The 18,033-nt window shown below is 63.6% G+C and carries 21 protein-coding genes and 1 pseudogene; 17 read left to right on the top strand and 5 right to left on the bottom strand.

Going from position 1 to position 18,033, the window contains the following annotated elements:
* Positions 1–2: 2 nt before the first annotated feature.
* The 4 genes from cofD to BW940_RS08060 form a co-directional block, all read right to left on the bottom strand.
* Positions 3–995, bottom strand: a complete 993-nt coding sequence (gene cofD / locus BW940_RS08075) for a 2-phospho-L-lactate transferase (protein WP_076608676.1) — start codon at positions 993–995, stop codon at positions 3–5.
* A 242-nt stretch (positions 996–1,237) separates the two neighbouring features.
* Positions 1,238–2,752, bottom strand: a complete 1,515-nt coding sequence (locus BW940_RS08070) for an MATE family efflux transporter (protein WP_076608675.1) — start codon at positions 2,750–2,752, stop codon at positions 1,238–1,240.
* Entirely contained in the window at positions 2,749–3,330 is a 582-nt protein-coding gene (locus tag BW940_RS08065; RefSeq protein WP_076608712.1) for a TetR/AcrR family transcriptional regulator, read from the bottom strand. Before BW940_RS08065 ends, BW940_RS08070 begins: the two co-directional genes overlap by 4 nt.
* 137 nt (positions 3,331–3,467) lie before the next feature.
* Positions 3,468–5,021: a hypothetical protein gene (locus BW940_RS08060; protein ID WP_076608674.1), complete on the bottom strand. Its 1,554-nt coding sequence runs from the start codon at positions 5,019–5,021 to the stop codon at positions 3,468–3,470.
* A gap of 112 nt (positions 5,022–5,133) precedes the next feature.
* On the opposite strand from BW940_RS08060, the gene ligA reads away from it, so the two are divergent.
* The 9 genes and pseudogenes from ligA to BW940_RS08015 all read left to right on the top strand — a co-directional run bounded on the left by ligA (position 5,134) and on the right by BW940_RS08015 (position 12,525).
* Positions 5,134–6,828: an ATP-dependent DNA ligase LigA gene (gene ligA / locus BW940_RS08055; protein ID WP_076608673.1), complete on the top strand. Its 1,695-nt coding sequence runs from the start codon at positions 5,134–5,136 to the stop codon at positions 6,826–6,828.
* Between the two features lie 89 nt (positions 6,829–6,917).
* A pseudogene (locus BW940_RS08050) lies at positions 6,918–7,480 on the top strand (OsmC family protein).
* 182 nt (positions 7,481–7,662) lie between these two features.
* Complete coding sequence (hisC, locus tag BW940_RS08045; RefSeq protein WP_076608672.1) at positions 7,663–8,790, top strand: histidinol-phosphate transaminase; 1,128 nt, start codon at positions 7,663–7,665, stop codon at positions 8,788–8,790.
* On the top strand, positions 8,787–9,323 hold the full coding sequence (locus BW940_RS08040) for an adenylate kinase family protein (protein ID WP_076608671.1): 537 nt from the start codon (positions 8,787–8,789) through the stop codon (positions 9,321–9,323). Before hisC ends, BW940_RS08040 begins: the two co-directional genes overlap by 4 nt.
* A complete protein-coding gene (locus BW940_RS08035; RefSeq protein ID WP_076608670.1) occupies positions 9,320–9,931 on the top strand; it encodes a CDP-alcohol phosphatidyltransferase family protein in 612 nt (203 codons plus the stop codon). Before BW940_RS08040 ends, BW940_RS08035 begins: the two co-directional genes overlap by 4 nt.
* 63 nt (positions 9,932–9,994) lie before the next feature.
* Positions 9,995–10,540 carry a multiprotein bridging factor aMBF1 gene (locus tag BW940_RS08030; protein WP_076608669.1) on the top strand — a complete coding sequence of 182 codons (546 nt, stop codon included), beginning with the start codon at positions 9,995–9,997 and terminating at the stop codon, positions 10,538–10,540.
* Positions 10,541–10,718: 178 nt separating this feature from the next.
* Positions 10,719–11,363: a triose-phosphate isomerase gene (gene tpiA, locus BW940_RS08025; RefSeq protein WP_076608668.1), complete on the top strand. Its 645-nt coding sequence runs from the start codon at positions 10,719–10,721 to the stop codon at positions 11,361–11,363.
* A gap of 78 nt (positions 11,364–11,441) precedes the next feature.
* Positions 11,442–11,858 carry a hypothetical protein gene (locus BW940_RS08020; protein ID WP_076608667.1) on the top strand — a complete coding sequence of 139 codons (417 nt, stop codon included), beginning with the start codon at positions 11,442–11,444 and terminating at the stop codon, positions 11,856–11,858.
* A 43-nt stretch (positions 11,859–11,901) separates the two neighbouring features.
* A complete protein-coding gene (locus BW940_RS08015; protein ID WP_076608666.1) occupies positions 11,902–12,525 on the top strand; it encodes a toll/interleukin-1 receptor domain-containing protein in 624 nt (207 codons plus the stop codon).
* On the opposite strand, the gene BW940_RS08010 is transcribed toward BW940_RS08015, so the two are convergent.
* Positions 12,526–13,221, bottom strand: coding sequence for a J domain-containing protein (locus tag BW940_RS08010; protein ID WP_076608665.1), 696 nt, complete (start codon positions 13,219–13,221; stop codon positions 12,526–12,528).
* Positions 13,222–13,352: 131 nt separating this feature from the next.
* On the opposite strand from BW940_RS08010, the gene BW940_RS08005 reads away from it, so the two are divergent.
* The 8 genes from BW940_RS08005 (at position 13,353) to BW940_RS07975 (ending at position 17,986) form a co-directional block, all read left to right on the top strand.
* Positions 13,353–13,778 (top strand): DUF3054 domain-containing protein, encoded by a 426-nt coding sequence (locus BW940_RS08005; RefSeq protein ID WP_076608664.1) that lies wholly within the window; start codon positions 13,353–13,355, stop codon positions 13,776–13,778.
* A 212-nt stretch (positions 13,779–13,990) separates the two neighbouring features.
* Positions 13,991–14,206: a hypothetical protein gene (locus tag BW940_RS08000; RefSeq protein WP_076608663.1), complete on the top strand. Its 216-nt coding sequence runs from the start codon at positions 13,991–13,993 to the stop codon at positions 14,204–14,206.
* Positions 14,207–14,334: 128 nt separating this feature from the next.
* Complete coding sequence (locus BW940_RS07995; protein ID WP_076608662.1) at positions 14,335–15,339, top strand: DHH family phosphoesterase; 1,005 nt, start codon at positions 14,335–14,337, stop codon at positions 15,337–15,339.
* Positions 15,340–15,484: 145 nt separating this feature from the next.
* The gene (locus BW940_RS07990) at positions 15,485–16,165 is read left to right on the top strand and encodes a type 1 glutamine amidotransferase domain-containing protein (protein ID WP_076608661.1); all 681 of its coding nucleotides are present in this window, start codon (positions 15,485–15,487) and stop codon (positions 16,163–16,165) included.
* A 134-nt stretch (positions 16,166–16,299) separates the two neighbouring features.
* Complete coding sequence (locus BW940_RS21760) at positions 16,300–16,476, top strand: hypothetical protein (protein WP_173834866.1); 177 nt, start codon at positions 16,300–16,302, stop codon at positions 16,474–16,476.
* A 130-nt stretch (positions 16,477–16,606) separates the two neighbouring features.
* Positions 16,607–17,416 carry a succinylglutamate desuccinylase/aspartoacylase family protein gene (locus BW940_RS07985; RefSeq protein ID WP_076608660.1) on the top strand — a complete coding sequence of 270 codons (810 nt, stop codon included), beginning with the start codon at positions 16,607–16,609 and terminating at the stop codon, positions 17,414–17,416.
* Entirely contained in the window at positions 17,413–17,709 is a 297-nt protein-coding gene (locus BW940_RS07980) for a hypothetical protein (protein WP_076608659.1), read from the top strand. Before BW940_RS07985 ends, BW940_RS07980 begins: the two co-directional genes overlap by 4 nt.
* A 73-nt stretch (positions 17,710–17,782) precedes the next feature.
* Positions 17,783–17,986 carry a DUF1918 domain-containing protein gene (locus BW940_RS07975; RefSeq protein WP_076608658.1) on the top strand — a complete coding sequence of 68 codons (204 nt, stop codon included), beginning with the start codon at positions 17,783–17,785 and terminating at the stop codon, positions 17,984–17,986.
* Positions 17,987–18,033 lie beyond the last annotated feature (47 nt).

Genomic DNA, 18,033 nt, shown 5'->3' with positions numbered 1-18,033 from the left:
GATCAGGTGACGAGGTCGATCGCGTCTTTGACGGCTCGTGAGACTCGTGCGGCGTCGTCGGCCGAGTCGATACGGATGTCCGTCTGTATCGTTGGCCGATCAAACGTGGCGTCGTCGGTCTCGTCGATGACGAACGCGTCGGCGAACGGGTAGGTCGTTGCGAGTCCTTCGGTGCTCGGCGGCGCGTTGACCGCCGCCATGAGATCGCTGGCGGGGCCGGAGAAGGCGTCGTCGCCGAGAAACGGCGAGACGGCGACGACTGTCGACTGGCTGAGCGTGTCGGCGACGCCGGGCAGCGTCAACATTGGGCCGATACTCGTGACGGGGTTCGACGGACCGACGACGACCGTGTCCTCGAGCGCCTCGCGGACGCCCGGTGCGGGCTCGGCGTGCGACGACCCGCGGAACTCGACGGTCTCGACGGTCGGCTCGCCACGGTGGGCAACCCAGTACTCCTGGAAGTGCATCATCCCGTCGTCAGTGTGGATGAGGCTGGCGACGGGGTCGTCGCTCATCGGCAGCAGGTCGATCTCGAGTCCGAAGGCGTCGGCGAGTCGCCGCGTCACTTCACTCAACGGCTGGCCCTGATCGAGCAGGCTCGTTCGCGTGATATGGACGGCCCGATCACGATCCCCGATCGTCATGAACTCGGCCGTCCCCGAAAAGCGCCGCCAGTTTGCGAGGTCGCGCCCTGCGGTCTGTTTGTCGTCGGGGAGATACTGCGGGCCGTCAGGCAGTCCAGCAGCGGCGGCGATATCCGACAGCGCCGTGTTGGTTCGATGCGTGTCGCCGTCGATTCCCCACCACGTCTCGCGGTCGAGCACCCCACCACCCTGAAAGAGCAGTGTGTCGACGTCCGGTGAGACGAATAGTCCTCCGAGTTCGATGTCGTCGCCGGTGTTGGCGACGACGGTGGTTTCCTCCGGCGAGAACGCGGCGGCAGCACCGTCGAGTAGTTTCGGCGTTCCGGTGCCCCCTGAGAGGAAAGTTACCATACCCATCCTTCTCGAGCGTGAGTACTTAATGGCTTGCGGCCGCGTTCGGCCGGCACGCGGGACGTCGCGCGTGTCGGTCGCGTTTATATCGCCGGTGGAAAACAGTCCCCCAGTGTCCAGTGCTCGCTCGAGTATCAAACATCCCGTTTCTCATCCAGACTGCTGTCGGTCGTTGCCGTCATTTCCGGTGTGACCGCGAGCCGTCCTGTGGTCGCGCCGGTACATCGTTACAGCAGACCGTATCAGTCGTCTCCACCGACATTGTCGCTGGCAGTGTCGCCGGCGTTTTTGGCGCTGATTGCGACGTTGTCGTCCGTGAGTCCGCCATCGAGCCAATCGATCCAGGTGAACCAGACGTACGCAATCGCGCCGCCGATCACGGTCGAGACGGCGAAGGCGAGCCAGACTCCGCTCGAGCCGAGGTATTCAGCGCCAAGCCAAGCGAGCGGAAAGCGGATCACGCCGAGTGTGAGGATTGAGATCGCGGCGGCGATGAGCGTCTTTCCGGCACCGCGGAAGCCGCCGCTGTAGGCGCGCATCACGCCCATAAAGCCAAAGGTCAGTGCGGTGTACCGGAGGAACAGAGCGCCCTCGTCGACGACTGCGGGATCGGTCGTAAAGACCGAGACGATCGGCGCGGCGGCAAGGAAGACGAGGACCCCGAGGCCGGTGAGCGTGACGAGCAACACCGTCGCGCCGAAGTGGTTCGTCCGTTCTGCACGGTCTTGGTTCCCGGCACCGATGTTCTGTCCCGTCATCGTCTCGATCCCCTGGGAGAATGCGATTGCTGGGAGGAAGATGACTGAGAACACCCGCGTCCCAATCCCGAACGCGGCGACGACTGTTTCGGGAAAGATCGCGATGATGACCAACAGCAGGTTGATCGACAGCGCCCGCGCCGTCCCCTCGACGGATGCCGGGGTCCCGATGTCGACGAGCCGCCGGGCGTACTCGATATCGGGGCGCATCTGCGAGATGTTGATCCGGACGCCGTGGGTCCCGCGGAACATGATCGCGAGGCCGACGGCGAACGCCAGCGCCCGGGAGAAGACGGTGGCGATCGCCGCGCCTTCGATCCCCGAGCCAGCGTAGCCGGTGAGCGCGAACAGTTCGGTCTCGAGGCCGCGCAATCCGAGATAGCCAAAGAGTGGGTTGGCTTCGAACCCGAAGATGAGAAACGGATCGAGGACGATGTTGAGCACGACCGAGCCGAACATCACGAGCATCGGTGTGACAGTGTCGCCGTAGCCGCGCATGAGCGCGAGGAAAACGAAAAAGCCAAAGACTGCGATCAGTCCGAGCGAGTAGACTTCCATGTAGTCGGCGACCAGCGGCGCGACGTCGTCGGACGCGCCGAGTAGCCCAAGCACGTCCTCGACGAACACGTAGCCGATGGCACCGAGTGCGAGCGAGGCGATGACCGAGTACATGACCGTCTGCGAGGCGGCGTACGTCGCTTCGTCGTCCCTGCCAGCGCCGGTGTACTGGGCGACGAGCACGCTCCCGGCGACCGAGACGCCAAGTGCGAGCGCGATGAGGAAAAACACCATCGGAAACGCAAAGCTGATCGCCGCAAGCGAGGTCGTGCTGTGCTGGCCGAGCCAGAACGTGTCCGCGAGGTTGTAGGTGACTTGCAGCAGGTTCGTGATGATGAGCGGAATGGAGAGGTAGATCAGCGGTTTTGCGATCCCGCCCGACGTGAGATCGAGTTCGTCGGGCGATTTGAAGATCGCATCCATGTGGTCGCGAAGCGTCACTCGAAGCCGACCTCCGTGCGATCGACGTCCTCCGCAAGCAGCTGGTGGCAGACGTACGTCTCGAGCATGGCGCGCGTACACTCGAGTGAGTGTCCGACGGCCACGTGACGCGTCTGTGCGCCGTTCAGGACCGTCACAATGAATTCGGCCGTTTCGTTGGGATCGATATCGTCTCGAATGAGTCCCGCGTCCTGGCCGTCCTCGAGGAGGATCCGGATCCGGTCATGAAGCAATCGATCGAACGCCGTCAGCTCGTCTCGAAACCGGTCGTCGTACGGTCCCTGGGCTTTGATCTCGAGCACCGCCGTCCGGAACTGCTTGCGCGCATCGTCCTCGCTCGGCTCGAGAGACGTCTCGACGAGCGATCGTAACTGCTCGATCGGTGTCTCGCCCTCGAGCGTCTCGATTCGGTCGGCAAAGGAGTCCGTCAGGTAGTCGAGCAACGCATAGAGGAGGTCCTGTTTGCTCTCGTAGTGATAGTGGAGCGTGGCTTTGCTCTTCGACGACTCGTCCGCGATATCTTGCATCCGCAATGACGCGTAGCCGTGTTTACACAACGCGGTATAGGTCGCGTCCATGAGTTCGTCGGCCGTTTCGGTGCTCACTGGCTGATCAGTCAATACTGTCCTAACTGACTGGCCAGTCAGTCAAGTATCTTCGGATTTGCTCGCTCGAGAGCGAACCCAGTTACTGACCGAACGATTCGAAGACGCGGTTACTCGCCGATCCAGTCGGCAAAACTCCCCTCGAGGAGCGTCTCTGTTTGCCGACGCACGTACTGGCGTTGCATCGTCTCGATCGCCTCCGGAAGCGACGTGCCGTCCGCGACGGCCTCACTGACGTGGTCGTGTTTCCAGGAGGCGGGCGTGACCCCCTGGCGAACTCGCCGTCGGAGCGGGTAGAGGTACTTTGCGGCCTGTTCATCGGTGAGGCCGCGGTTGGTCAGGCCGTCTTCGGCGTGGGCCAGCAGGTCCTCGTACAGTTCGAGACAGTCGGTCGTCTCCTTGCCGTCGTTGGTGATCCACGTTAGGTCGGCTGCGAGACCGTCTCGCATCGCCGCATAGAAGTTCTCCCGGGCGAGTTCCCAGTCGAGTTCGACGACGGGGTGCTCGAGACGAACCAGACTCTCCATCAGGCCGGCGAAGGCAGCGAGAAAGGAGATCGAGTCTCTGACGGTCGGCTGGGCGGGGATCGGCCGGAACTCGATGCGGGCGTTGGCAGCGGACCGAGTCGGGCCGCCGAAGACCGGGCGGACCCACCGCCAGTAGGTACCGTGTTTGCGCCGGAAGTGCGGGAACTGATCGTCGAAGCGCTCGCCTTGCTCGACCGGCATCGGAACCATCGTGGCATCGGCGGCGATCCGATCGATAGCCTCCTCGACGGTCTCGAGGTCGCGGGGGAATCGGACCTTGCCTCCGCCCGTCGCGGGATCGTTCAGCATGGTTTCGAAGACGCTGATCCGGTGTTCCATCCAGCCGTCCGCGAGAATGTCGTCTGCCGTCGCGTCGTCGTCGTACAGATCCGCCGGGAAAAACGGCGAGTTCACACCAAGTGCGAGGAGGGGACCGGCAACGCGCAGCGCGTAGTTGAAATACTGCGGGAGGTCGGGGGCGTGTGACACCTGATAATGGGGCTGGATCGACGTGATGAGGCTCTCGGGCATGACGGTGTCGGCCTCGAGTGAGACGTGTGGGGCGTCGATATGCATCCCGGCGACGTCGGCCCGGTCGGTGTTGGCCATCGCGTGATAGCGGGCGGAGTCACTCATGTTGGTCGCAACGCGGATCGGCCGTTCGCTCCCGTCTGCGTCCGTGATCGTCCGTTCGATGCTGTCGGTGAGGTAGGTTCTCGCATCCTCGCCTTCGGGCGGGATCGTCCAGAGCGCGTCGCTGACCAGTCGCATGCGCTCGGATTGGGTGACGTCGAGGGCCGTCTGCAGCCGCGCTTTGACTTCTGACTCCTGGGCGAGCAGTCCGTACGCGTTCAGCGGCTGTGGACTGGTCGTCATCTCCGCGTTGTGCAGGCCGAGTTCCTTCTCGAACCCGATGAGTTCGAGGAGGCGACGTGGCACTCGCCGCAGCGCACAGTCGTCGTTTTTGATCGCGTAAAACTCGTACTCGAAGCCGATGATCGCCTGCGGGTTGTCGAAGACGCCGTCGCCGATGGCGTCTTTGATCACCTCGCCATCCCGTTCGGCCCGCTCGCGAAACACCTCGTCATCCACCGACAGCACGTCTGCAACCCGCGCTGCGAGTTCCTCCTCTGGCATACCTCCCCCTGCGGGCGCGACTACCTTTAAATCCGTCCCTCCCGAGCGCCGGCTTGAACCGTCGCGCCGTCTCTCAGAACCGTTTTACACTCGCCGACGATACACACCGCCGATGGAGTTCGCCACGTTCGCCGACCGTGCCGCTGCGATCGACGCCGAACCCGCCGATCTCGAGATCGTCGCCCACGTCAGGGATCTCCTCGAGAACGCGAACGACGACCTCGAGATCGTCGCCCGGTTCGTGCAGGGACGGGTGTTTCCGGCCTGGCGGTCGAGGACGCTCGATATCGGGCCGACCACCTGCTACGAGGCGATCGCTCGCGCCGCGGGGACGAACGTCAGCGCCACCGACGTCGAGGACCGGCTGGCCGAGATCGGCGAGATCGGCGAAGTGGCGGCCGGCTACGATTTCGGCGGCCAGCAGGGGCTGGGCGCGTTCACCGAGGGCGGCGCGAGCGACCCGCTGACCGTCCGCGAGGTCTTCGAGACGCTTTCCGACCTAGCCGCCGCCGACGGCTCGGGCAGTCACGACACGAAAGTCGACCTCCTCTTTGGCCTATTCAACCGCTGTGAAAGCGCGGAAGCCCGATATCTCGCCCGCCTCGTGCTCTCGGAGATGCGTATCGGCGTCGGCGAGGGGGCCGTTCGGGATGCCATCAGCGAGGCCTTCGACGTGCCGGGCGAACGCGTCGAACGCGCGCTGCAGGTGTCGAACGACTACGGGCAGGTCGCTCGAGTCGCCCGCGATGACGGTCTCGAGGGACTGGACGCGATGGATCTCGAGGTCGGCCGGCCCGTCCAGGCGATGCTCGCACAGGCCGGCACCGTGACCGACGCGCTCGAGGAGTGGGACGAAGCCGCTGTCGAATGGAAATATGACGGGGCTCGAATCCAGTTGCATTACGATCCCGAAAACGGCGCAGACGTGGCAACCACCCGTGTCTTCTCGCGGAACATGGAGGACGTCACCGACGCCCTGCCGGAAGTCGTCGAGTTCGCCGAGGCGACACTCACAGAGCCCACGATTCTGGACGGCGAGGTCGTCGCGGTCGATGACGACGGCGCGCCGCTGCCGTTCCAGGAAGTCCTCAAACGCTTCCGGCGCAAACACGACGTCGCGAAGGCCCGGGAGGACATTGAGGTCCGGCCCGTCTTCTTCGACTGTCTGCACGCCGACGGCGACGACCTGCTCGAGGAACCGTTGACGACGCGCCACGACCGACTCGAGGCCCTGCTCGCCGACGACCAGACGCAGGACCCCGAGACCGTCGACGGCCTCTCTCTGTGCTGGCGCACCGACGACCCCGAGAGGATCGAATCGATCGACGCCGAGGCTCTCGAGGCGCGCCACGAGGGGATCATGCTCAAAGACCCAGAGTCGACGTACTCGCCGGGCCGGCGGGGCAAACACTGGCGCAAGCGCAAGCCCGACGTCGAAACGCTCGACTGTCTCATCACAGGGGCCGAGTGGGGCGAAGGGCGGCGGGCGACGTTCCTCGGGACGTTCGAACTGTCCGTTCGCGACGGTGACACCCTCGAGACTGTCGGCAAAGTCGCGACCGGGATCACCGACGAAAAATTGGACGACCTGACGGACCTCCTCGAGCCCTACATCGTCGCCGAGGACGGGCAAGACGTCGACCTCGAGCCCGAAATCGTCTTGGAGGTCGGCTACGAGGAGATCCAGACGTCGCCGACGTACTCCTCGGGGTATGCGCTTCGCTTCCCGCGATTCCAGGGGGTCCGCCACGACAAGGATCCCGCGGATGCCGATAGCCTCGAGCGCCTCGAGCGCCTTCGGGCGTAGCCGACCGCTCCGTTCAACGGAGTGGCCTGAATGCATGTATGAGTGTATCTAGCTAGATTATGCTGCTGCTCGTGAGATGGTGAGTCCGTATGGCAACTACTGAAAAGACCGAAATCAACGGTGTCGACGTGTCCGCCCTCGAGGCGGGCAGTCGAAGCGATTAGCGACGACACCGATGTCGGCAGGTTCCGATTCCGGGCTGAGACCGAGTGGGAGGACGCCCTCAAGGCGACAACGACGATCGATGCGTTCGAGCAAGCGGGCGAGAAGATCCACACCCGTGAGTTCACGCTTCAGGGCGACGAACCCGAGCAAATTCTGGGAGAGCGAACGGCGCCGAACGCCGTCGAACTCCTGCTCGGCGCACTCGGATCGTGTCTCAGTGTCGGCTACGCGGCGAACGCCGCAGCCATGGACATCGAACTCGACGACCTCCGCTTCGAGATAGAGGGCGACGTCGACCTCCGTGGCTTCCTCGGAATTTCCGAGGACGTCCGCCCCGGCTACGAAACGATCCGGTGTACGACGTACGTCTCCACCGATTTCCGAGGAACAACTCGAGGAACTGCGCGACCGCGTCGAGGCGACGTCGCCCCTGATGGATGTTATCACCACTGACGTGCCCCTCGAAACCCACCTCATCAGTGAGTGAACGACCGACCGCGCCACCATATTTTTCATCGTAACGAAATCAGCTGCTGTCTCCGTTGAGCGGTCAGTACATAGCTGTCGTTCGTTACGAGCAGTACGTACCACAGCAGCGCGGACAGGCGACGATGGCCACGTTGACCATATGTAAGCACTCTTAAGACCCGTCACAAACTGGATCCTCATATGAAACCGCGAGACCTGTCCGACCACGTCGCCTACGAGGCGGGTCGAGGGATCGAGGAAGTCGCCCGCGAACTCGGGCGTGATCCCTCGGAGTTCGTCAAACTCGCCTCCAACGAGAACCCCCACGGCCCCTCGCCAGCGGCCGCCGTGGCCATTCGTGAGACGGCCTCGAGTGTCAGTTCCTACCCGAAAGCCGCCCACGCCGACCTCACCGCCGCCGTCGCCGAGCGCTGGGCCGTCGACGACGAGCAGGTCTGGCTGGCAAACGGCGGCGACGGCGCGATCGATTACCTCCACCGCGCCGCACTCGAGCCCGACGACACGATTCTCGTCCCCGACCCCGGCTTTGCCTACTACGGGATGAGCGCCCGGTTCCACCACGGCGACGTCCGGGAGTACGCCCTCGAGCGCGAGGCCGACTTCGAGCAGACCGCCGACACCGTCCTCGAGAGCTACGACGGCGACCGGATCGTCTGGGTAACGAGCCCGCACAATCCCTCTGGGTCGACGATGGCGCTCGAAGAGATCAATCGGCTGGCCGACGAAACCGACGAGGAGACGCTCGTGGTCGTCGACGAGGCCTACGGCGAGTTCGCCGACGGCGAGAGCGCCCTCTCACTGACTGAGGGCCGAAACGGGTTCGATGCCAGAGACGACATCGCCGTCCTGCGGACGTTCTCGAAGGCCTACGGGCTGGCCGGCGTGCGACTGGGCTACGCCGTCGTTCCCGACGCGTGGGCGGACGCCTACGCTCGCGTGAACACGCCGTTTGCGGCGAGCGAACTCGCCTGCCGGGCCGGACTGGCCGCCATCGGCGACGACGAACACGTCGAGCGAACCGTCGAGACGTCCCTCGAGTCCCGAAAGACCATGCGCGAGGAAATCGACGCTCACGTCTGGGAGAGCGAGGGGAATTTCGTGCTCGTCGACGTCGGCGACGCAACGGCCGTGGCCGAGGAAATGCAAGCGCGTGGCGTCATCGTCCGGGACTGCTCGAGTTTCGGCCTGCCGGGCTGTATCCGAATCACCTGCGGAACCGACGACGAGACCGGCCGCGCCGTCGAGACGCTCAACGCCGTCCTCGACGATCTCGCACGCGACACCGACTCGGAGGTGGCCAATACGTGAGAATTACCGTTACTGGCACTCCGGGGACCGGGAAGACGACCGCGACGAATATCCTCGCGTCTCGGCTCGCCGACGACGACTCGCTGCCGGACCTCGAGGTCATCCACCTGAACAGCGTCCTCGACGCGGAAGGCCTCTACACCGAGGTCGACGCCGACCGAGGGAGCAAGATCGCCGACCTCGAGGCGCTTGCCGAGTGGCTCGAGGGTCGAGACGACGCCGTCGTCGACTCCCATCTCGCCCATCACTTCGACGCCGACCGGGTCGCCGTCCTCCGGTGTGCCCCCGAAATGCTCGAGGCGCGCCTGCTCGAGCGTGGCGAGACCGAGGCGAAGGCGGCCGAGAACGCCGAAAGTGAGGCCCTCGACGTCGTCCTCTCGGAAGCGGTCGACGAACACGGCCTCGAGTCGGTCTACGAAATCGACACGACCGACCGCGACCCCGAGGCAGTTGCGGACGCCCTCGAGGCGGTCGTGACGGGCGAGCGGGAGCCAAGCGCCGGCGAGGTAGACTTCATGGGGTATCTGACATGACGCTCGATAAGTTCCGACCGTACGTCTCGAAGTTTCTCGATCCGTTCGTCAAGGGGTTCGACCGCGTCGGGATGAGCCCCGACGGGGTGAGCGTACTGGCGTTCGGGATGGCGATTCTGGCCGCCGTCGCGTTCTTTTTGGGTGGACAAGCGGCCCCGATCTGGTACGTTGTGGCCGCGACGCTCGTCTTCCTCAACGGCTGGCTCGATATCATCGACGGGGCGCTTGCCCGCGAGCAAAACGTCGCCTCTGCGGGCGGAGACTTGCTCGATCACGTCCTCGACCGATACGCGGACATCGTCGTCATCGGCGGGTTGGCTGCGGGCGTCGGGGACTTCCTCCTCGGCTTCCTCGCGGTGACGGGTGTCGTGATGACGTCCTATCTCGGCACACAGGCCCAGGCGGTCGGCCTCGACCGAGTCTACGGCGGGCTGGTCGGGCGTGCAGACCGGCTGGCGATCATCGGCCTCGTCGGCTTTCTCGCCTATCCGGCCTCGGGAACCTACGGCGGCCTCACGCTGATCGGCTGGCTGCTCGTCTTCCTCGCAGTCGTCGGCCATCTGACTGCACTCCAGCGGTTCGTCTACTCCTGGTCGGCCCTCGAGTGACCGCCGTCTCCCTGTTCGGCAGCGCCCGCATGGTTTATCACTCGCCGCGATATAGTGTCGGGTATGGTCCAGTGCGAGATGTGTGGCGCTGAGACGTCGTCTCCGAAGACTATCAAGGTCGAGGGTGCGAAGTTAGACGTATGTTCGAACTGCACCGATTTCGGCACTGAAGTCAAACAGCCCTCGAGCTCCGGTGGCTCGACGAAGTACTCGACCTCGAGTTCGTCCTCGAGTTCCAGCGGTGGATCGAGCACCTCGGGTTCGGCCGGGAGTACGGGCTCGAGCGGCTCGAGTAGCCAGCGACGCTCGGACATGTTCGACGACATGGACGAGCTGGCGACTGATTACGACAACCGCGTTCGCAACGCCCGTGAGAACAGGGGGCTCAGCCAGTCTGACCTCGCGAACGAACTCAACGAGAAGGCCAGCCTGATTCGGAAGATCGAACGCGGCGATACGTTGCCGAGCGACGAGGTGCAGTCGAAACTCGAGGACTTCCTCGAGATCACTTTGAGCGCCGAGGGTGGCTCAGCCGACGACTCGGAGTGGTCGGGTGGCTCCTCGTCGGGGAGTTACACGCTCGGCGACGTCGTCAAGCGCAAGGATTGAGCCACTGAACGAACGTCTCTCTTGCTTCGCTATCGATGCACAACGGGCCGTCGAGCCCGTTTGTTCGGCCAGCCACATCGGCTGCCCGATCGAGTGACTGAGTATCGCCGTCGTCTCCGTCGTCGGTCGGTATCGTCGACTCGCAAACTATTTCTTCCGGGCGAGTGGCTGTCGTGATATGTTCGTCCTTGTCAATCTGAAGACGTACCCCTGTGATCCAGTCGCCGTCGCGGAAGCCGTCCGTGACGTCAACGAATCCACTGCCGCCCGCGTCGCCGTCGCCCCGCAGGCCGCCCACCTCGAGCGGGTCGCCGAGACGGGTGCGGAAACGTGGGCCCAACACGTCGATCCGATCGATTACGGGAGCAACACGGGGCACACGCTCGCCGAATCCGTCGCCGAGGCGGGTGCGGTCGGGACGCTCGTCAACCACTCCGAGCAGCGACTGAAACTCGCCGACGTCGACGGTGCCGTTCGGGCCGCCGAGCGCGCCGGCCTCGAGACCGTCGTCTGTGCCAACAACCCGGCCCAGATCGGTGCGGCAGCGGCACTCGGCCCGGACGCGGTCGCCGTCGAACCGCCGGAACTGATCGGCACCGGCACGCCGGTCAGTCAGGCCGATCCGGATATCGTCGAGGACGCCGTCGAGGCAGCCCAGGCCGTCGATACGGACGTCTCGGTGCTCTGTGGTGCCGGTATCAGTACGGGCGAGGACGCAGTCGCAGCCGGCGACCTCGGTGCCGAGGGCGTCTTGCTCGCAAGCGGCGTCGCGAAAGCCGACGATCCGACAGCGGCCCTCGAGGACCTGGTCGAACCACTGTAAGCTCGCGCCCAGTTTCGGTGTCCATGTTGACCCTGTGTCGCCCGGCAACTTTTCACTCCGCGAGTGGTACCAGTCACCATGACCGACCATCGCCCCATCGATGTCGCACTCGAGAACCGACTCATGAGCCACGGGATCTACGTCACCGAGTGTGTGCCGCTCTCGGAAGACGATGGGACAATCGACGAAGGCGGATCTGCTGACGACCTCCCGGATGGGACCGGCCTCGCCCTCGAGTACGAAACCGTGTCTGAATCGTCGGGCGTCGATAGTCAGGAGGTCGGCGCGGTGGTCCGGACGCTGCTCGACGTCGCCGGCGAACGCGACTGGGCCCCAGGCCGACTCGAGGCGACGTCGCTGACCACGGACGGCACAGTACGGGGCCGCTGGCACGTCGAACGAGCGTGGTTCGACGGGCTGGGACTCGAAATCGATGACGTAGAGTTCTCACAGCGGGTGCTCGAGACGATCCGGACCGACGCGGTCCACATGTAGGTAGATTCATACTGTCTGCCACACCCATTGGTGTAAGAGACGAATGACCGGCGAACAAATCTATGTCTCGCACGCGCCCGGTGACCTCGAACTCGTCCAGGAGCTGTTTTCGACGGTGAAGAACTTCCCGTTCGGCGTCCACATCACCTTCGAAGCGGTCGAATCAGGCCGGTCGCGACGTCGACTCGAGGGACGACTTGCAAACAGCGACGTCGTGGTTGCGGTGTTGACGGCAGCGTCGGCTGACAGCCAGTGGATCAACCAGGAGATCGGCTACGCCGTCGCCAAGGGAATCCCCGTGCTCCCGCTGTACGACGATGAACGCTGTCGTGGCGGCTTCGTCGAGGACGTCGACGGTGTGACAATCGACCGCCAGGAGCCGTCGGTGACGATTTTCAATCTCTTGAGTCGGCTCCGGAGCGAACTCGCGCCACTCGGAGCGCTTTCGGTCCCGAACTGGTACGTTCGGTTTCCCTGTACCGTCCCCGACTGTGGCCATCCGGTGACACTCGAGATCAAGCAGGATCAGACGAAACTCTGGATGCGATCCAAACACGGCAAGGTACTCACCGCGTCGTGTGAGCGCTGTGAATCGACGTACGCCTTCGATCCGGCCACGATCGGATACGTCCGTCGCGACGATGGGGGCGCTGACAGTGACACGTGACTACGTGTCTTCGGTGAGTCGTTCGTAGGCGTCTCTGACGAGTTGGAACGCCGACTTGCTCCCGCTTTGCTGGTCAGGGTGGGCACGCTTTACCTGCTGATGAAACGCCGTTCGAAGCTCCTCGTCGGTTGCGCCCGGTTCGACGCCGAGAACCTCGCGGGCTCTCGTTTTCCGGATTTCAATGTCTTTGATGATCCCGTCGTCTTCGGCGGTGTCTTTGCAAGTGGGACAGAGTCGTTCGGTTCGGTCATCGATGGTCGTCACGCGAAACAGTTCGGCGCTGACCCACTCGTGACACTGCGTACAGAGGGTTTCATCGGCTGTGGTTTCGTCGTCTTCGCCGTCGCCGTCCGTCGCTGCCCCGTTCGTGTCGCTGTTTGACCCCGTGGTGGTCGTCTCCGAGTCAGTGTCTGGCGCGTTTGCCACGCAGGTTGGACAACAGGAGATGACCGTCCCGTCGTTCAACACGACGTCCTCGAGTTCGGCCTCCAGATAGGTTCCGGTACAGCCATCACAGGTTCCACGGCGCTGATCAAGCGAGGTGTATTTTTGTGCGGCCGCGCGGGCGTGTGGTTCACAGCGGGAACAGCAGGCGACGTGCTCGCCGTCCGGCATCGTCACTACCGTCAGTTCCTCGAGTGGAACCGATCGGCCACAGCCATCACAGCCTGCGTGATGGTCATCAGCCACAGCCATTGTTCGCGTTTTTGTATTCATCCTTTATTAGTTCTTCTTCTGACAGGGTCCGACCTGTCGACCGACGCGAACTTCGAGTTCCCGCTGGCCGAATCGGGAATGCAATATGGCTCCGGCCTCGAAGGACAGCTATGGACTCAGCAGTTCGAACGGACGACCGTTCCCGATCGGTCGATCGGGAGTCGCTCGTGCTCGGCGTCGGAGACGTCGTGCTGCTCGCCGGTCTCGTCATCGTTGGCCAACTCAGCCACGGTGTGAATCCGATCACACAGCCGATCGCATCGCTCGAGGCGATCGCTCCCTTCGTGGTCGGCTGGCTCATCATGGCGACCCTGGCGGGGATCTATACGCGGGCCGTCGTCTCGTCGGTGACTCGAGTCGCGCGGCTGACGACGGTCACGTGGATCGCAGCGGCGAACGTCGGCTTGCTGCTTCGCCAGTCAGTGTTCGGTGACACGGCGACATGGCCGTTCCCGCTCGTCATAACCGGCTTCGGACTCATTCTATTGGTTGGCTGGCGTCTCGGCTACACGGCGGTTCTCCATCGCGCGTCGTAGGCCGTCGGAGCCCCCGATCGCTCTTCAGTTGAACGGGGATTTTCACTCGAAACTGCTCGAGTATACGCCGTCTGCTTTCTCCGGTCACGACTCTATATGGAATCCATAAGTTATGGAAATTCAATTCCATGGATACTAACTCAATTTACGTTCACTATCAGACAATTACGAGAAACACTTATATAGTTATTTCACATACCATATATCAGATTATGACTGGATACTACGACCTTGTTCTTGGCCTGATCCCAGTCGCACTGCTCGGTATCACCGCAGCACTTACTGTTGTCGGCGTGTCGTTGACCGCAGCGATTCCGATCGGTTCGGCCATCGCGATTGCGATCATGGGCCACGCGATGTTCGTCAACGGCCCGGTCGACAGCGCCGACGAGGCTCGATCCGCACGACCGCCGCTCAACGCCGACTGACCGGTCTCCGGATTCTTCAGGTGTTTCTCTCGTTTCGAGACGCTACTGGCAGTCGAGACGCTGTTTCCGACTTTTTCGTGGTGTGTTCCGACACGGCATTCAAGCGTCTCGCTCCCGTATGGCGATTCATGTCCCGCGCGGCCGAACTCGCGTCCGTCCTCGAGACGACCGAGTCGCTGGTGATCGTCTGTCACGACAATCCGGATCCGGACTGTCTCGCTAGCGCCTTGGCCTTGGAGGCAATCGCGAGCGACCACGACGTCGACGAGGTGACGATCACCTACGGTGGGGAGATCTCCCACCAACAAAACCGCGCGTTCGTCAATATGCTCGAGATCGCACTCCAGCCGATCGAAGACACCAACGTCGATGCATACGACTGCATCGGATTCGTTGACCACTCACAGCCGGGTGCGAACACCGAACTGCCCACCCGAGTCGTTCCTGACGTCATCGTCGACCACCATCCGGGTGAGCCGATCGGGGCCGCCTTCGAGGACGTCCGGGTCCGAATCGGCGCGACAGCCACCATCTTCGTCGAGTATCTCACCGATCTCGAGGTCGAACTGACGACGCGGCTCGCTTCGGCACTGCTCTTTGCGCTCCACCGCGAGCGACTCGATTTCGTCCGCGAACCTACCAGACGGGAGTACGAAGCAGCACTCGCAGTCTACTCCGATGCGGACCTCGAGACGCTCGAGCAACTGTACGGCAGTGCGTTCTCGCCGGGAACGCTCGATGCGATCGGGAAGGCGATCGCCGCTCGCGAACGGCGGGGCTCTGCACTGGTGTCGAACGTCGGCAAGACCGCCGAAACGGACGCGCTTCCGCAGGCAGCGGACTATCTGTTGAATCTCGAGGGGGTCGATACGGTCCTCGTCTACGGCATCGTCGAGGATGCGATCCGACTGAGTGCCCGCTCGATCGATCCGCGGATCCACATCGGCGAAACGCTGGTGAGTGGCTTCGATGAACTCGGGCAGGTCGGCGGCCATCACGATATGGCCGGCGGACGGATCGGACTCGGACTGTTCGCCGACAATGCAGACGACGCAGACGTGTTGCTCGAGTTCGCCGGCGGTCGCCTTACGCATCGGTTTTTCGACGCGTTGAACCTCGACAACGAGCGGTAGTCACTCCGATATCGGTCGCGTTCAACGGGAAAACGGTCACTTTCTGTTCGACGACCGATTATCGACTCAACGTGTCACTCGGACCGGTTGCGGCAGAATCGAGGGGTTGGCCGCCCGTTTTGGGGCTCCTGTGCGTAACACCCCTGTGACAACCGCACTATTTGTCGTCAGCGAGGAAGGATACTGGGGAGAAGAGTGTGTCGAGCCGCTCGAGACGCTGTCCGCTGCCGGCGTCGAGATTACGGTCGCGACGCCGTCGGGCAACCCGCCGCAGATCGACGAGCGCTCGATCGATCCCGAACAGGTCGGCGAGGAGACCGCCGAACACGTCCGGGAGGTCCACGAGACCGACGAGCGACTGAACGATCCGATTCCGACCGCCCAGGCCGACGCCGAGGCGTACGACGCCGTCGTTTTCCCCGGCGGCCACGGCACCGAGTGGGACGTCAATCAGGACAGCGACGCCCGTCGACTGCTCCGCAATATCGTCGCCGGGGACGACGGCAAAGCGCTCGTCGTCTGTCACGCTGTCGGCATTCTCGCGTTCGCCCGCGACAGCCAGGGTGCGTTCATCGTCACCGGTCGTGACGTGACCGGCTTCCCCAACGAGTGGGAAGACGGGATCGTCGACGAGAACGACTGCATGCCAAACGGCCGAAAGCTCCCCTACTGGGTCGAAGACGAGGTCAAAACGGCCGGCGGGAACTGGGACGCCGACCTCGAGTCCGACACGAGCGTCACCGTCGACGGCGATCTCATCACCGGCCGTGGTCCCGCATCCTCGACTGTGGCCGCCGAGACGCTGCTCGAGGAACTGGGCGTCTAACCGGCGCTCGACGCGACACACCTCGACTGCACTGACTCACCAGCCGCGGCCGGTTTCTGCGACGACTCGTGTGCACGCGACCCGCACGGACCCGGGACCGAGCCAGTTATACACGGCCATTGCTGAGTTCTGCTGTGGTCTCCGCCGAACCGAACACGCCCGCACAACCCGACCCATTGGAGAGTCACAGCTACCGTATCACCGTCGACGACGGCCGCGAGTCGTTTTACGCCCTCAGCATCGAAGACGCCTCGAGCGAGGAGGCGTGGCTCATGTCTGATACCGTCGTTGCCCTCGACAATATGCGCTAAGCGTGCGTCGACAGTCCGTCTCGAACCCGGAACAGACGCCAGTCTGCGTTTCGATCGCGTCCCGTCAAGCAGGAGACACGCGGTTCGCCGATAGCAACTCGCTTTAGGCGGCCGGCCGTTGACGGAGTCGATGAGGCGACGGAGACTGTTAGCTGCTGGCAGCGCACTTGCGGGAACGGTGACGGCTGGCGTCGTGAGTCAGCCGGCGGCTGACGAGGGACTGTTTGCAGCGGCTCGCGAACCCGGCGATGCGGGCGAGCCCCGGCGGCGAACGGAACGACTCTTTTCGGGAACCGTACACGAAACGCCGCTGTACGAAATCGACGCGCCACGCGATGGCCCCACGGCGATGGTTTTCGGCGGCGTCCACGGCGACGAGCGAAGCGGCATTACAGTCGCCCACGAGATTACCGACTGGTATCCCGACGCGGGCACCCTCGTCGTCGTCCCCGAGACCAACCGCGTGGCCGTCGACAACGACGAACGCGAGGGTGAATACGGTGACCTGAACCGCCACTTTCCGGCCGGTCGAGAGCCGGAAACCGACCTCGCCCGCGGCATCTGGGACACCGTCGTCGCTCAGGACCCTGACGTCGTCCTCGATCTCCACCGCTCGCTCGGAATTTACGGACTCCACCGGGAGTACGTCGGCCAGTTGATCCTCCACTCGCCGGACGCCCACGGCGAGACGCTCGCCGAGTCGCTCACCGATGACGGCGTGCCGTGGTATCTCCCCTTTCACCGCTTTACCGCCCGCGAAACGAGCCTTTCCGGATCGTTGCTCTTCCAAAAAGTCGCTCGCGACCTCGAGGTGCCGACGTATCTCTTCGAGACGACCGAGTTCCTGCTCGACCGCGAGACGCGAGTCGACCTGACGCGACTGGCGACTGCACACGTACTCTCGTTGCACGATGTGCTCGAGCCCGAGGTGGAGCGATGACCGGGGTCTTTCGGCGGGCCGTCTCGAGTCCGGCGACGGTCGCGACCTATCTGGCCCTCGTCGTCCCGTTCGCACTGGGCTCGCTCTCGACGGCGCTGTACTCGCCGCTCGCGCTGCCGGGCTACGTGATTTACGCTGTCGGCACGGCGATCGGCAACGCCATCGCGCCGCGTTTTGATTTCTGGGTCTACTGGGTTCCCTTTCTCGGCGGCTGTTACGCGATTGCTGTCGCAATCGGCGCTGGCTACGAGTGGTGGCGCGAGCAGCGTGCAGCCTCGAATGGCGGCCTGTAACGACGGACGATCGGTCCGCTCGGCCTTGCCGCGAATCAGTCCCTTTTTACGCGGCGGTGGGGAATCATCGGCTATGAGCTTCGAGGAAGACGACCACGTCGTCCTACACGACGAGCACAGCGAGTTCGACGGAGAGACCGGCACAATCACGCAGACGATGGAGTCGATGTTCGGCGACGTCACCTACACGATCAGCTTCGAGGACGGACAGGAAGCCGGCGTTCCCGAGGACGCCCTCGAGGCAGCCGACGTGGACGACGACGAAGACGAAGAATAAGCGAGCGACTGGCTCGCCAGTCACTCGAACCGCGACCGTACCCCACA

Origin of the sequence: Natronorubrum thiooxidans, from assembly GCF_900156475.1 — an archaeon.
Taxonomy (GTDB): domain Archaea; phylum Halobacteriota; class Halobacteria; order Halobacteriales; family Natrialbaceae; genus Natronorubrum; species Natronorubrum thiooxidans.
The sequence above is the reverse complement of the archived record's forward strand: the minus strand, read 5'-3'. Positions and strand labels throughout refer to the sequence as shown.